The sequence below is a fragment of the Solimonas soli DSM 21787 genome (genome assembly GCF_000474945.1).
In the GTDB taxonomy this organism is placed as follows: domain Bacteria; phylum Pseudomonadota; class Gammaproteobacteria; order Nevskiales; family Nevskiaceae; genus Solimonas; species Solimonas soli.
Map to the genome: position 1 here is coordinate 202018 of NZ_AXDW01000010.1, position 14204 is coordinate 216221.

Here is a 14204-nt window from a genome sequence, read left to right on the forward strand (position 1 = left end):
AGAACGAGCAGACGTTCTTCCTGCGCTGCCGTAGGGCGCTCGAAGTGTGATAATAAGTAAAACTATATAACAGAAATATATTTTTGAGCTCGAAAAAACGAAGCGAGCCGTCGTGCCGGTCTGCCTGAAGCGTTCCTGAACAAAAACCACGCTGCATCGCGCCTCTATGCCGTCTTTAACATGAACTTGTTCTGCTAAGAAGATGTTTACAAAGCAGATTGTTCATTGGGTCGGCTTGTTTACTCTAAGCTGCTGTTTCAACGTGATTTTTCGCCCAAACCTCGCTTGCGCACGGGGGTGTGGTGGGATATAGTCGTCGGAAAGTGGTGGAAAGTGGGAGAAAGTGGGGGACGCCCCGCGGCGCGCATGTTGTTTTCCGGGTCACATCATCTGTCGATCGACGAGAAAGGGCGGCTGGCCGTGCCGGCCCGCTTTCGTCAGCACCTGCTCGAACGGTGCGGCGGACAGCTCGTGATCACCCGGGGTCCGGAACCCGCCTGCCTCGTGATCTATCCGATGCCGGAATTCGTGCGCCTCGCCGACGACATCGAAAACATGGCCGATCGCGTGCATGCCGAGCAGGCCAAGGCCATCACCATCGGCTTCGCCGTCGATGTCGAGATGGACAAGCAGGGCCGCATCCTTGTGCCCCCGCATTTGCGCAAGATCATCAAGCTCGACGGGCCAGCCGTGCTCATGGGCCAGATCCGCCGCTTCGACCTGTGGGCATCGGACGAATACGAGGCGCGCTTCGGCGGCGGCTCCGCGCTGTTCGGCGACAGCGCGCACGATGCGTTCCGGACGCTGAAGCGGTGAGCGCCGGCCATGCCTTTCGACCTCGGCCCTTCCATCGACCGGAGCGGGCCTGACGCCGCCATGAACCTGCATCGTCCGGTGATGCTCGAAGAAGCCGTCGCCGGCCTTGCGGTCCGCGACGGCGGTATTTACGTGGACGCCACCTTCGGTCGCGGCGGCCACAGTGCGGCGATTCTCGGGCGGTTGTCCGCGCAGGGACGCCTGCATGCCTTCGATCAGGATCCGCAGGCCGTCGCGCATGCGCGCGAACGCCATGCCGGCGATGCGCGCCTCACGATCCATCACCACAACTTCGCGGAACTCGCGCGCGTCGCGGCGCAGGCCGGCATCGCCGGCCGCGTCGACGGTGTGCTGATGGACCTCGGGGTCTCGTCGCCGCAGCTCGACGATGCGGCGCGCGGGTTTTCGTTCGGCAAGGACGGCCCGCTCGACATGCGCATGAATCCGCAGGCCGGCGACTCGGCGGCGGCGTGGCTGGCGCGGGCGAAGGAAGAAGAGATCGCCGACGTGCTCTGGCAGTACGGCGAGGAACGCAACAGCCGGCGTATCGCGCGTCGCATCGTCGAGACGCGCGGCGCGGCGCCGCTGATGAAGACGGCGCAGCTCGCCGCCCTGATCGCCTCCGTGCCGGGTCCGCGCTCGAAGCACATCCATCCGGCGACGCGCAGCTTCCAGGCGATCCGAATCCACATCAATCGCGAGCTCGAAGTGCTGAGCGAAGGCCTGCGCCAGGCGGTCGACGTGCTGGCGCCCGGCGGGCGCCTCGTCGTCATCAGCTTCCACTCGCTCGAAGACCGCATCGTCAAGCGTTATCTGCGCGATGAAGCGCGCAAGGATGCGCCGACGCTGAAGCTGCACGGCAAGCAGTTTCCGTCGGCGGCCGAGGCCGAAGACAACCCGCGTGCGCGCAGCGCCGTGCTGCGCATCGCGGAGCGCCTGCCATGACGCCTACGACGCGCGTGGCGCGGCGCGGTGCTCTTCGGTGGCGTCGCTGGCCCCCGGTGTCGCGGTCTTCGTGCCGCGCCCTGGGCCCCGCCATGCCGGTCGCGTCGACGTGAAGCGCGGCCTGCTCATGATTCCGCTGGCGCTGGTCGTGGCGATCGTCGTCTCGGCGCTCGCCGTGGTCAGCACCAAGCACGAGAACCGTCAGCTCGTCACCGAGCTGGAGGGCCTGCGCACGGAACGCGATCGTCTCGACATGGAATGGGCGCAGCTGCAGCTTGAAGAAGCGACGCTCGCCAGCAACAACCGCGTCGAGCACATCGCCCGCGAGCAGCTGGGCATGACCGAGCCGCGCGACTACGTGATCGTCGAGGACAAGCCGTGAGCGCGCGCGACGCCGGACCTGCCGGCGGGCGGCGCGTCGCCGCGCCGGCCGCCGAGCCGGTCGCCGGCTGGCGCCGCGGCTTCGTGCTCGGCGCGCTGGCGCTCGGCGCCGGTGTGGTGTTCGGCCGTGCGTTCCAGCTGCAGGTCATCGATCAGGACTTCCTCGCGCGCGAAGGCGACAAGCGCTCGATCCGCACGATGACGATTCCCGCGCACCGCGGCGCCATCGTCGACCGGCGCGGTGAGCCGCTGGCCCTTTCGGCGCCGGTCGAATCGCTGTGGGCCGTGCCGCAGGCGCTGCTCGATTCGCCGCAGCATGTCGATGCGGTGGCCAGGCTGCTCGGCCGCAAGCCCGCCGAATTCCGCAAGTTCCTCGAGGCGCGCGCCGAGCGCAAGTTCGTCTACATCAGCGATCCGCTGTCGCCGGGCGAAGCCAAGCGCGTGCTCGCGCTCGGCGCGCCGGGCGTGTTTTCCGACCCTTCGTACGCACGCTATTACCCGGCCGGCGAAGTCGCCGGCCAGCTCGTCGGCTTCTGCGGCCGCGACGGTGCCGGACTCGAAGGCATGGAGAAGGCGCAGGAGTCGATCCTCGCCGGCAGGCAGGGGTCGCGCCGCGTGATCCGCGACCGCGCCGGTCACATCGTCGAGGACAATCTCGAATACACGGAAGCGCAGTCCGGCGAGGACGTGCAGCTGACCATCGACCTGCGCATCCAGTATCTCGCCTACCGCGAGCTGAAGAACGCGGTGCTCGAGCACAAGGCCAAGGGCGGCACCATCGTCATCGCCGACAGCGCGACCGGCGACATCCTCGCGGTCGCTTCGCAGCCCGGCTTCAATCCGAACAATCCGGGCGAGCGCAAGCCGCCGGGCACGCGCAACCGCGCCATCGTCGATTCCTTCGAACCGGGGTCAACGGCCAAGCCGCTGCTGATCTCGGAGGCGCTCGAACTCGGCCTGTTCCAGCCGACCAGCGTGGTCGACACGGGCGCCGGCACCTTGAAAGTCGGTGCGCTGACCGTGCGCGACGTGCATCCGGGCGGCGTGATGGATCTCGCCAAGATCCTCGCCAAGTCGAGCAACGTCGGTGCCGCCAAGATCGGCCTCACGCTCGGGCCGGAAGCGGTGTGGACGGGCTTCCAGCGCTTCGGCATCGCCGAGCCGATCTACACCGGCTTTCCCGGTGAAGCCTCGTCGGTGCTGCGTCACTACAACGAGTGGGGCCAGATCGCCACGGCGACGGCGTCCTACGGCTACGGCTGGTCGGTGACGGCGCTGCATCTCGTGCGCGCCTACGCGGCGCTGGCCAACGACGGCCTGATGCCGCAGCTGCGGCTGATCAAGAACGCGCGCCCGGTGCCGCCGCAGCGCGCGATCTCGGCCAACACCGCGCGCGAAGTACGGCGCATGCTGGAGACGGTCGTCGCGCCGGGTGGCAGCGCGACGCGCGCGGCGATCCAGGGCTACAAGGTCGCCGGCAAGACCGGCACCGCGCGCAAGCTGTCCGATACCGGCGTCTACGATCCGAACCGCCATCAGGCCCTGTTCGTCGGCATGGTGCCGGCCGAGCGGCCGCGGCTGGTCGGCCTGGTCGTCATCGACGAGCCGGGCGAAGGTGCCTACTACGGCGGCCTGGTCGCCGCGCCGGTGTTCGCGAGCGCGATGCAGGGCGCCGCGCGCCTGCTGCAGATCTCGCCGGACGGCACCGGCACGCCCGATCTCGCGCCGCCGACCGCGTCACGCACGACGGTCGCGCTGCCCGCCCCGGGCCCGGCGGCGCCGACCCAGCACGCGGCGCTGGTGAAAGTCGCGGAGCCGCACCTGTGAGCGGCGCGCCACGTTCGCTGAAGACCCTGCTCGCCGGCTACGGCGTGCCGGCGCCGGATTTCGACGTCACCGGCGTCGAGATCGATTCGCGCCGCATCGGCGCCGGCGATCTGTTCCTCGCCTGCAAGGGCACCGGCGGCACGCACGGCCTGGCGCACCTCGAACAGGCGCTGCGGCGCGGCGCGGCGGCCGTCGCCTGGGAGCCGGCGAGCGGCTTCGGCGAGCCGGACATCGGCATTCCGCAGATCGCCGTGCCGGATCTCGCGCGCCGCGCCGGCGAGATCGCCGCGCGCTTCCACGGCCGCCCGTCCGAGCATCTGTACTGCGTCGGTGTCACCGGCACCGATGGCAAGACCTCGACGGCGTACCTGATCGCCCAAGCCCTGGATGCGCTGCGGCATCCCTGCGCCTACATCGGCACGATCGGCATCGGCCGCGTCGGCCAGCTCGACAAGAACACGCACACGACGCCGGACCCGGTCACCCTGCAGCAGTGGCTGGCGCGCCTGCGCGGCGAAGGCGTGCGCGCCTGCGCGATGGAGGTGTCGTCGCACGCGCTCGATCAGGGCCGCGTCGCCGGCGTGCATTTCCGCACCGCGGTGCTGACCAACATCACGCGCGACCATCTCGATTACCACGGCACGGTCGAGCGTTACGCCGCCGCCAAGCGCCGCCTGTTCGAGCGCGAGGAACTGGCGAGCGCGGTGCTGAACCGCGACGACGCGCATGGCGCCGCCTGGGCCGATGCGCTCGAGCCGCGTCTGCAGGTCATTCGCTACGGCATCGAAGGCGCCGCGCCGCGCGGCGCCTACCTCATCGCGCGCGATCTGCAGCTGAGCGTCGCCGGCCTCGCCTTCACGATCGACAGCCATCTGGGCCGCGCGTCGCTGAAGAGCGGCCTGCTCGGTCGCTTCAACGTGCACAACCTGCTCGCCGCGCTCGGCGCGCTGCTCGCGCACGAGCTGCCGCTCGCCGATGCCGTTGCCGCGCTCGCGCAGGCGCACACCGTGCCGGGCCGCATCGAAGGATTCCGTGGGCCGCGCGCGAGGCCGCTGGTCGTCGTCGACTACGCGCACACGCCGGAAGCGCTGCGCCAGGTGCTGGCGGCGGCGCGTGCGCACACGCCGGGCCGGCTGCATGTCGTGTTCGGCTGCGGCGGCGATCGCGACCGCGGCAAGCGGCCCTTGATGGGCGCCGCGGCGACCGAACTGGCCGACCGGGTGATCGTCACCGACGACAATCCGCGCAGCGAATCGCCGCAGGCGATCGTTGCCGAGATCCTCGCCGGCATCGGCCTCACCGCGAAGCCGGTCGAGGCGCCGCGGGTCATCCATGACCGCGCCGCGGCGATCCGCGCGGCGGTTGCCGAGGCGGCGGCGGACGATGTCGTGGTCGTCGCCGGCAAAGGTCACGAGGACTACCAGATCTACGGCAGCGAGGTGCGTGCGTTCAGCGATCGCGCCTTCGTGGCCGATCTCGTCGGTGCCGAGGTGCGCGCATGACACGGTGCCGTGAGCGCGCGGCGCGAGCGTGGGGCGAGCCGGGCTTTCCTGGACGGCCAGGGCTTGGCCGTCCATGCCGGCGAGCGACCACGCCAGTGGTCCGGGGCGCAGGCCGGGAATGCGCGCAACGCGCCGACCGCGCTGTACTTTCATTCTGCGTCGCACCTTCGGAGGCGCGCTCGTGATGTTCGCGCTGTCCGAGCTGGCGACCCTGCTCGACGCCGAGCTGCGCGGCGGCGATCGGCGCTTCGCGCGGGTGTCGACCGACAGCCGCGCGCAGCTCGACGGCGCGCTGTTCGTCGCGCTGAAGGGCGAGCGCTTCGACGGCCATGCCTTCGTCGCGCAGGCCCGCGCCGCCGGCGCGGTCGCCGCGCTGGTCTCCGAGTTCGTCGATGCCGACATCCCGCAGCTCAAGGTCGGCGACACGCTGGCCGGCCTGCAGCAGCTGGCGCGGCTGTGGCGGCAGCGCTTCGACATCCCGGTCGTCGCCGTCACCGGCAGCAACGGCAAGACCACGACCAAGCAGATGCTGGCGGCGATCTTCCGCACGCGCGGCGCGGTGCTCGCCACCGAGGGCAATCTCAACAATCACATCGGCGTGCCGCTGACCCTGCTGAAGCTGCGCGGCGAACATCGCACGGCGGTGATCGAGATGGGCGCCAGCCATCGCGGCGAGATCGCCCTGCTGACCTCGATCGCGCGGCCGAATGTCGGCGTCGTCACCCAGGCCGGCGACGCGCATCTCGAGGGTTTCGGCTCGCGCGAGGGCGTGGCGCTCGGCAAGGGCGAGCTGTTCGCCGGTCTCGGCGAGCGGGGCGTCGCCGTGATCAACGCCGAGGACGTGTACTTCCCCTTGTGGCAGCAGCTCGCCGGCAGGGCCGCGGTGCTCAGCTTCGGGCTGCGCGACGGGGTCGATGTGCGCGCGCTGCACGTCGAGCCGCAGGCCGGCGCCGGCACGCGCTTCACCCTGGCCGCGCCGCAAGGCCGCGCCGAGGTGCTGTTGCCGATTCCGGGCCGTCACAACGTGATGAACGCGCTCGCCGCCGCGGCCTGCGGCATCGCTCTGGGGCTCGAGCCGGCGCAGATCGCCATCGGCCTCGCGCAGATGGAGGGCGCCGCCGGCCGCCTCAGCTGGAAGACCACGGCGCAGGGCGCGCGCGTGCTCGACGACAGCTACAACGCCAATCCGACTTCGCTGCGCGCCGGCCTCGAGTTGCTGGCCGAACTGCCGGGCCGGCGCTGGCTGGTGCTCGGCAACATGGCCGAACTCGGGGCGGACACCGCGCGGCTGCACGCCGAGGCCGGCGCCGCCGCGCGCCAGCTCGGCATCGAGCGGCTGTTTGCCGTCGGGCCGCTCGCCGCCGAAGCGGCGCGCGCCTTCGGCAGCGGCGGCGAACGCTACGACGACACCGAACAACTCGCGGCCGCGCTCGCGCCGCAACTCGACAAGACCATCACGCTGCTGGTGAAGGGGTCGCGCTCGGCGCGCATGGAACGCGTCGTCGCCGCGCTCACCGGCGAAGCCGTGACGGGGGGAACTCACTAGTGCTCTACCATCTCGCGGAATTCCTCAAGCAGTACGTCAGCGGCTTCAACGCCTTCACCTACCTGACGCTGCGCAGCGTGCTCGGCGTGCTGACCGCGCTGATGTTCTGCTTCTCCTTCGGGCCCTGGCTCATCGAGCGCCTGTATCGCTTCAAGTTCGGCCAGCCGGTGCGCAGCGACGGGCCGCAGACGCACCTGAAGAAGACCGGCACGCCGACCATGGGCGGCGTGCTGATCCTCGGCGCGATCGCCGTGTCGACGCTGCTGTGGGCCGATCTGCGCAGCCGCTTCGTGTGGTTCGCGCTGATCGTCACGCTGGCCTTCGGCGCGGTCGGCTTCGCCGACGACTACATCAAGATCAAGTACAAGGATCCGAAGGGCCTGCCGGCGCGCAAGAAGTACTTCTGGCTGTCGCTGGTCGGCTTCGGCGTGGCGACGCTGATCTGGTGGACGGCGAAGTCGCCGGCCGAAACCACGCTGATCTTTCCGTTCATCAAGAACGTGTCGATCTCGCTCGGCATCTTCTTCATTCCCTGGACGTACCTGGTCGTCGTCGGTTCGAGCAACGCGGTCAACCTCACCGACGGCCTCGACGGCCTCGCCATCATGCCGACGGTGCTGGTCGCCTCGGCGCTCGCCATCTTCGCCTACGCGAGCGGCAACGCGAAGTTCGCGACCTATCTCGGCATTCCGTTCATCAGCGGCGCCGGCGAGCTGGCGATCTTCTGCACGGCGATCGCCGGCGCCGGCCTCGGCTTTCTCTGGTTCAACGCCTATCCGGCGCAGGTTTTCATGGGTGACGTCGGCGCGCTGGCGCTCGGCGCGGCGCTCGGCGTGGTCGCCGTGCTGGTGCGCCAGGAAATCGTGCTGGCGATCATGGGCGGCATCTTCGTCGCCGAGACCGTATCGGTCGCGCTGCAGGTCGGCTACTTCAAGTACAGCGGCGGCAAGCGCATCTTCCGCATGGCGCCGCTGCATCACCACTACGAGCTCAAGGGCTGGCCGGAGCCGAAGATCATCGTGCGTTTCTGGATCATCACGCTGATTCTCGTGCTGATCGGTCTGGCGTCACTGAAGGTGCGCTGAGATGAACGCCGCGCCGCGGACATCAGGCATGGGGAATCGGTACGACGGGCAGCGCGTGCTCGTGGTCGGCCTCGGCGTGTCCGGCGTGTCGGCGCTGCAGTATCTGGCGCGCGAAGGCGCGACGCTCGTCGTCACCGATTCGCGCGCCGCGCCGAAAGGCATCGACGAGCTGCGAGCGCGTTATCCCGCCGCCGAATTCCATCTCGGCGCGTTCGGCGCGCCGGCGCCGCTCGCGCAGTACGCGATGGCGGTCGTCTCGCCGGGCGTGGCACTCGACGAGCCGTTCGTGCAGGCGCTTGTCGCCGCCGGCGTCGAGATCGTCGGCGACATCGAGCTGTTCGCGCGCGCCGCGAACGCGCCGGTCGTCGGCATCACCGGCAGCAACGGCAAGAGCACGGTGACCACGCTGGTCGGCGAGATGGCGAAGGCGGCCGGGCTGCGCGTCGGTGTCGGCGGCAATCTCGGCACGCCGGCGCTCGACCTGCTGCGCGACGACGCCGAGCTGTACGTGCTCGAGCTGTCCAGCTTCCAGCTGGAGACCACGCACACGCTGAAGTGCATCGCCGCGACGATCCTCAATCTGTCGCAGGACCATCTCGACCGTCACGGCACGATGGAGCACTACGGCCGCGTCAAGGCCCGCATCTTCAGCGGCGCGCGCACGGCGATCGTCAATCGCGACGATGCGGCGGTGATGGGGCTCGCGCCGCCGGGCGCGACGAGCTTCGGCCTCGACGCGCCGCGCGGCGCCGACTACGGGCTGCTCGAGAGCGCCGCCGGCACGACGCTGGCGCGCGGCGCCGAAGCGGTGCTGCCGCTGTCGGCGCTGAAGATCTTCGGCCTGCACAACGCCGCCAACGCGCTCGCCGCGCTGGCGCTCGCCGATGCCGCCGGCATTCCGCGCGCGGCCAGCGTCGCGGCGCTGCGCAGCTTCGCCGGCCTGCCGCACCGCTGCGAGTTCGTCGCCAGCGTGAACGGCGTCGACTACTTCAACGACTCGAAAGGCACCAACGTCGGCTCGACGCTGGCGGCCTTGAACGGGCTGCCGGCACCGATCGTCTGGCTCGGCGGCGGGCAGGGCAAGGGCCAGTCCTTCGTCGAACTGCGCGAGGCGCTGGCGCGCAAGGGGCGTGCCGCCGTGCTGTACGGCGAAGATGCCGCGCTGATCGAGCGCGACGTGTTCGGCGCGCTGCCGATCTGGCGCGAGTCCGACCTGCACGGCGCGCTGCGCCGCGCGCAAACGCTGGCGCAGACGGGCGATCGCGTGCTGCTGTCGCCGGCCTGCGCGAGCTTCGATCAGTTCAAGAGCTACGTCGATCGCGGCGAGCAGTTCCGCGCCGCGGTGCGCGGACTGGCGGAGGTGCCGGCATGAGCACGGCCGCCGCCAGCTGGGGTGTTCCGCAGGCGCGCTACGGGCTAGACGCCTGGCTGTGCGGCGCGATCGCGACCTTGCTGATCTGGGGCCTGATCATGGTCGCCTCGGCGTCGGTCGCGCAGGCCGAGAAGCTGACCGGCGAGCCGTATTACTTCTTCCTGCGCCAGCTGGTGTTCCTTGCCCTGGGCGGCGGCATCGGCTTCACGCTGTACTGCGTGCCGATGCAGCAGTGGGCGCGCAGCAGCACCTGGCTGTATCTGTTCGCGATCGGCCTGCTGGTGCTCGTGCTGGTGCCGGGTGTCGGCGTCAAGGTCAACGGCGCACGGCGCTGGATCGACCTCGGCCTGTTCCGCCTGCAGGCCTCGGAGCCGGCGCGCCTCGCCCTGATCCTCTATGTCGCCAGCTACATCACACGCCGGCAGGCCTCGCTGCAGGCCGGCTTCAAGGGGCTGGCGATGCCGCTGATCGCGGTGCTGATCCCGACCTTCCTGCTGATGATGGAACCGGATTTCGGCGCCACCGCGATCCTCATGGGCGTCGTCTTCCTCATGCTGTTCCTCGGCGGCGCGCGCGTTCTGTATTACCTCGCCTTCCTCGGCTTCGCGGTCAGCGGCCTGGTGCTGATCGCCATTGCCGCGCCGTATCGCGTCAAGCGCCTGCTCAACTTCATGAACCCCTGGGCCGACGTCGAGAATGCCGGCTGGCAGCTCGCGCAGTCGCTGATCGCCGTCGGCCGCGGCGAATGGACCGGCGTCGGCCTCGGCAACAGCGTGCAGAAGCTGCTGTACCTGCCGGAGATGCACACCGATTTCATCTTCGCGATCTTCGCCGAGGAGTTCGGCCTGCTCGGCATCAGCCTGCTGCTCACGCTGTTCGGCATCGTCGTCTGGCGCGGCTTCGCGATCGCGCGTCGCGCCGAGCTCGACGGCCGCCGTTTCCAGGCCTATCTGTGCTACGGCCTGACCGGCTGGCTCGGCCTGCAGGCGCTGATCAACATGGCGGTCAACATGGGCCTGCTGCCGACCAAGGGCCTGACCCTGCCGCTGCTCAGCTACGGCGGCTCCTCGCTGCTGACGGTCTGCGCGCTGCTCGGCCTGATCCTGCGCGTCGACTACGAGAATCGCGCGGCCGCCTTCGGCGTCACGTCGGCGGAGGATCGCCAGCCATGAGTCTCAAGTTCATGGTGATGGCCGGCGGCACCGGCGGCCACGTCTATCCGGCGCTCGCGGTGGCGCAGGAACTGCGCGCCCGCGGCCACGAAGTGCGCTGGATGGGCGCGCCGCAGAGTTTCGAGGCGCGCGTCGTGCCGCAGAGCGGCTTCAACATCGATTTCATCCGCGTCTCGGGCCTGCGCGGCAAGGGCATTGCCAAGCTGCTGCAGGCGCCGCTGCTGATCGCGCGCGCCGTGCTCGATGCACGCGCGATCCTCAGGCGCGAGCGTCCGCACGCGGTGCTCGGCATGGGCGGCTTCGCGGCCGGTCCGGGCGGCCTCGCCGCCTGGCTGGGCGGTCTGCCGCTGGTGATCCACGAACAGAATGCGGCCGCCGGCTTCACCAACCGCGTGCTCGCCAAGCTCGCGCGCATCGCGCTGCAGGCGTTTCCGGACACCTTTGCGAACGGCCGCACGGTCGGCAACCCGGTGCGCGGCGGTTTCGCCGAACTGCCGCCGCCGGCCCGGCGTCTCGCGCACGGCGGCGCTCCGCGCCTGCTGGTGATCGGCGGCTCGCAGGGCGCGCGCGCCCTGAACGAGAACGTGCCGAAGGCGCTCGCACTGCTGGCGCCGCAGGAGCGGCCGCAGGTGCGCCATCAGGGCGGCCGCACGCTCGACGCCGCGCTGGCGGCGTATCGCGCTGCGCGGGTCGAGGCCGAAATCACACCGTTCATCGACGACATGCCGGCGGCCTTCGCCTGGGCCGATCTGGTCGTCTGCCGCGCCGGCGCGTCGACCATCGCCGAGGTGAGCGCCGCCGGCAACGCGACGGTGCTGGTGCCGTTTCCGGCGGCGGTCGACGACCATCAGACCAAGAACGCAGCGTATCTCGTGCAGGCCGGCGCCGCCGTGCTGCTGCCGGAGTCGGCGATGACGCCGCAGGTGCTCGCGGCCACGCTGCGCACACTGCTCGCCGACCGCGCCAGGCTGACGGCGATGGCGGAAGCGGCGCGTAGCCGTTCCTGGAGCGGTGCGGCGCGGGTCATCGCCGACGCCTGTGTCGCCGCCGCCGGGGTCGAGCCATGAGCGCCGTGCTGCAGAACCTGATGATGGCGCCGATGCGCCGCGTGCGCCGCATTCACATGCTCGGCATCGGCGGTTCCGGCATGGCCGGCATCGCCGAGGTGCTGATCAATCTCGGCTACCAGGTCAGCGGCACCGATCTCAAGGACAGCGCCGCGACGCGGCGCCTGCGCGAGCTCGGCGCGACCATCCATCTCGGCCATAGGGCCGAGAACGCGCACGGCGCCGACGCGATCGTCGTGTCGACGGCGGTCAAGGCCGACAATCCGGAAGTCGTCTACGCGCACGCGCAGCGCATTCCGGTCGTGCGCCGCGCCGAGATGCTCGCCGAGCTGATGCGCTTCCGCTACGGCATCGCCATCGCCGGCACGCACGGCAAGACGACGACGACCAGCCTCGTCGCCAGCGTGCTCGCCGAAGGCGGGCTCGATCCGACCTACGTGATCGGCGGCAAGCTGAAGTCCGCCGATACCAACGCGCGGCTCGGCCTCGGCCATTACCTCGTCGCCGAGGCCGACGAGAGCGACGCCTCGTTCCTGCACCTGTCGCCGATGATCGCGACAGTGACGAACATCGACGCCGATCATCTCGAAACCTACGCGCACGACTTCAGGAAGCTGCGCGCCACCTTCGTCGAGTTCCTGCATCGCCTGCCGTTCTATGGCCTGGCGATCGTCTGCATCGACGATCCGGTGGTGCGCGAGATCCTCAACGACATCGGCCGTCCGGTGCTGACCTACGGCTTTCGCGACGACGCCGACCTGCGTGCGTTCGACGTGCGGCCGGAGGGCAGCGGCGCGCATTTCACGGTCGTCTTCCCCGACGGCGGGCGCGAGGAATTCCATCTGAACCTGCCGGGCCAGCACAACGTGCAGAACGCGCTGATCGCGATCGCCATCGGCCGTGAACTCGGCGTGTCGGTCGAGGCGACGCGGCGCGCGCTGTCGCACTTCGGCGGCGTCGGCCGGCGCTGCGAACCGCACGGCGAGCTGAAGCTCGCCGACGGCGGCCGCGCCCTGCTGGTCGACGACTACGGGCATCATCCGCGCGAGATCGCCGCGACCTTCCAGGCGATGCGCGCCGCGCACCCGCAGCGGCGCCTGGTCGTCGCCTTCCAGCCGCACCGCTATTCGCGCACGCGCGATCTGTTCGAGGACTTCGCGGCGATTCTCTCGCAGGCCGACGCGCTGCTGCTCGCCGAGGTCTATGCCGCCGGCGAGGCGCCGATCGAAGGCGCCGACGGTCGTGCGCTGGCGCGCGCGATCCGCGCGCGCGGCAAGGTCGAACCGGTGTTCGTGAGCGGCGTCGCCGAGCTGCCGGAGGCGCTGATGCGCGTGCTGCGCGACGGCGATCTGCTGCTGACCATGGGCGCCGGCGACATCGGCGGCCTGCCGGCGCAGCTGGTGCAGCAGTACGGCGCCGGAGGCCGGCCATGACCGCCGCCGTGACGAGCGCCGCGCAGAACGTCGAACTGCGCAATGAACCGATGGCGCGGCACACCTCGTGGCGCGTCGGCGGTCCGGCCGACCGCTACTTCGAGCCGGCGTCGCGCGCAGCCTTGTCGGCCTTCGTGCGCAGCCTGCCGGCGCAGGAGCCGATCCTGTGGATCGGTCTTGGCAGCAATCTGCTGGTGCGCGACGGCGGCCTGCGCGGCACGGTGATCGGCCTGCACGGCGCGCTCGACGCGCTGGCCGCCGACGGCGCGACGATCACCGCCGAGGCCGGCGTGCACTGCGCGCGGCTCGCCAAGTTCGCCGTCGGCAGGAAACTTGCCGGCGCCGGCTTCTTCGCCGGCATTCCCGGCACGGTCGGCGGCGCGCTGGCGATGAACGCCGGTGCGCACGGCGGCGAGACCTGGGACGTCGTCAGCGAAGTCGAGATCATGCGTCGCGACGGCAGCACGGCCTGGCTGCCGAAAAGCGCGTTCCGCCATGCCTACCGCCATGTCGAAATGCCGGCCGACATGGTCGGCTTCGTCGCCGCGCGTTTCGTCTTCGAGGCCGACGCCGACGGCAAGGCCGAGGCCGACATGAAGGCCTGGCTGGCGCGGCGCAAGGCGACGCAGCCGGTCGGCCGTCCGACCGCCGGCAGCACCTTCCGCAATCCACCCGGCGATCACGCCGCGCGCCTGATAGAGAGCTGCGGCCTCAAGGGCCATCGCCTCGGCGGTGCCGAAGTGTCGACCTTGCACGCGAATTTCATCGTCACCGACGAGACCGCGCGCGCCGCCGACGTCGAACAGCTGATCGCGCACATCCAGGACACTGTTTTTGCGAAGACCGGCGTCCGGCTCGAACCGGAAGTGCGCGTCGTCGGAGACGCGCTGGAAAAAGGAGTGATGCCATGAATGGCATCACTTCCCAGCGCGTGCCCGGCCAGGGATGGCCGGGCCGGGGATCAATGGGGAGCTGCCGTCGCGCCAGGGATGGCTGCGCCAGGCTGCGGGAGGCGCCGCGCGTGGCTAGGAAGACCAACGATCCCAAGGATTTCGGCC

The 14204-nt window shown here is 70.1% G+C and carries 12 protein-coding genes; all 12 read left to right on the plus strand.

Going from position 1 to position 14204, the window contains the following annotated elements; genetic code table 11:
• Window positions 1-285 precede the first annotated feature (285 nt).
• The 12 genes from K344_RS20555 to murB all read left to right on the plus strand — a co-directional run bounded on the left by K344_RS20555 (window position 286) and on the right by murB (window position 14057).
• The gene (locus tag K344_RS20555) at window positions 286-816 is read left to right on the plus strand and encodes a division/cell wall cluster transcriptional repressor MraZ (protein WP_157622807.1); all 531 of its coding nucleotides are present in this window, start codon (window positions 286-288) and stop codon (window positions 814-816) included.
• A gap of 60 nt (window positions 817-876) precedes the next feature.
• Window positions 877-1761, plus strand: coding sequence for a 16S rRNA (cytosine(1402)-N(4))-methyltransferase RsmH (gene rsmH / locus K344_RS0106800; RefSeq protein ID WP_028080038.1), 885 nt, complete (start codon window positions 877-879; stop codon window positions 1759-1761).
• A 37-nt stretch (window positions 1762-1798) separates the two neighbouring features.
• Window positions 1799-2143 (plus strand): cell division protein FtsL, encoded by a 345-nt coding sequence (gene ftsL / locus K344_RS0106805; protein WP_245586139.1) that lies wholly within the window; start codon window positions 1799-1801, stop codon window positions 2141-2143.
• Window positions 2140-3969 (plus strand): peptidoglycan D,D-transpeptidase FtsI family protein, encoded by a 1830-nt coding sequence (locus tag K344_RS0106810; RefSeq protein ID WP_028080040.1) that lies wholly within the window; start codon window positions 2140-2142, stop codon window positions 3967-3969. The genes ftsL and K344_RS0106810 overlap by 4 nt, the downstream gene beginning before the upstream one ends.
• A complete protein-coding gene (locus K344_RS0106815) occupies window positions 3966-5471 on the plus strand; it encodes a UDP-N-acetylmuramoyl-L-alanyl-D-glutamate--2,6-diaminopimelate ligase (protein WP_028080041.1) in 1506 nt (501 codons plus the stop codon). The genes K344_RS0106810 and K344_RS0106815 overlap by 4 nt, the downstream gene beginning before the upstream one ends.
• Before the next feature lie 184 nt (window positions 5472-5655).
• Window positions 5656-7017, plus strand: coding sequence for a UDP-N-acetylmuramoyl-tripeptide--D-alanyl-D-alanine ligase (locus K344_RS0106820; RefSeq protein WP_043113962.1), 1362 nt, complete (start codon window positions 5656-5658; stop codon window positions 7015-7017).
• Window positions 7017-8102, plus strand: a complete 1086-nt coding sequence (mraY, locus tag K344_RS0106825) for a phospho-N-acetylmuramoyl-pentapeptide-transferase (protein WP_028080043.1) — start codon at window positions 7017-7019, stop codon at window positions 8100-8102. The genes K344_RS0106820 and mraY overlap by 1 nt, the downstream gene beginning before the upstream one ends.
• A 28-nt stretch (window positions 8103-8130) precedes the next feature.
• A complete protein-coding gene (gene murD, locus K344_RS0106830; protein WP_028080044.1) occupies window positions 8131-9474 on the plus strand; it encodes a UDP-N-acetylmuramoyl-L-alanine--D-glutamate ligase in 1344 nt (447 codons plus the stop codon).
• On the plus strand, window positions 9471-10646 hold the full coding sequence (gene ftsW / locus K344_RS0106835) for a putative lipid II flippase FtsW (RefSeq protein ID WP_028080045.1): 1176 nt from the start codon (window positions 9471-9473) through the stop codon (window positions 10644-10646). Before murD ends, ftsW begins: the two co-directional genes overlap by 4 nt.
• Window positions 10643-11713 (plus strand): undecaprenyldiphospho-muramoylpentapeptide beta-N-acetylglucosaminyltransferase, encoded by a 1071-nt coding sequence (murG, locus tag K344_RS0106840; RefSeq protein ID WP_028080046.1) that lies wholly within the window; start codon window positions 10643-10645, stop codon window positions 11711-11713. Before ftsW ends, murG begins: the two co-directional genes overlap by 4 nt.
• Window positions 11710-13146: a UDP-N-acetylmuramate--L-alanine ligase gene (gene murC, locus K344_RS0106845; protein WP_084197077.1), complete on the plus strand. Its 1437-nt coding sequence runs from the start codon at window positions 11710-11712 to the stop codon at window positions 13144-13146. Before murG ends, murC begins: the two co-directional genes overlap by 4 nt.
• Entirely contained in the window at window positions 13143-14057 is a 915-nt protein-coding gene (gene murB / locus K344_RS0106850; RefSeq protein ID WP_043113964.1) for a UDP-N-acetylmuramate dehydrogenase, read from the plus strand. Before murC ends, murB begins: the two co-directional genes overlap by 4 nt.
• The last annotated feature ends 147 nt before the right edge of the window (window positions 14058-14204 follow it).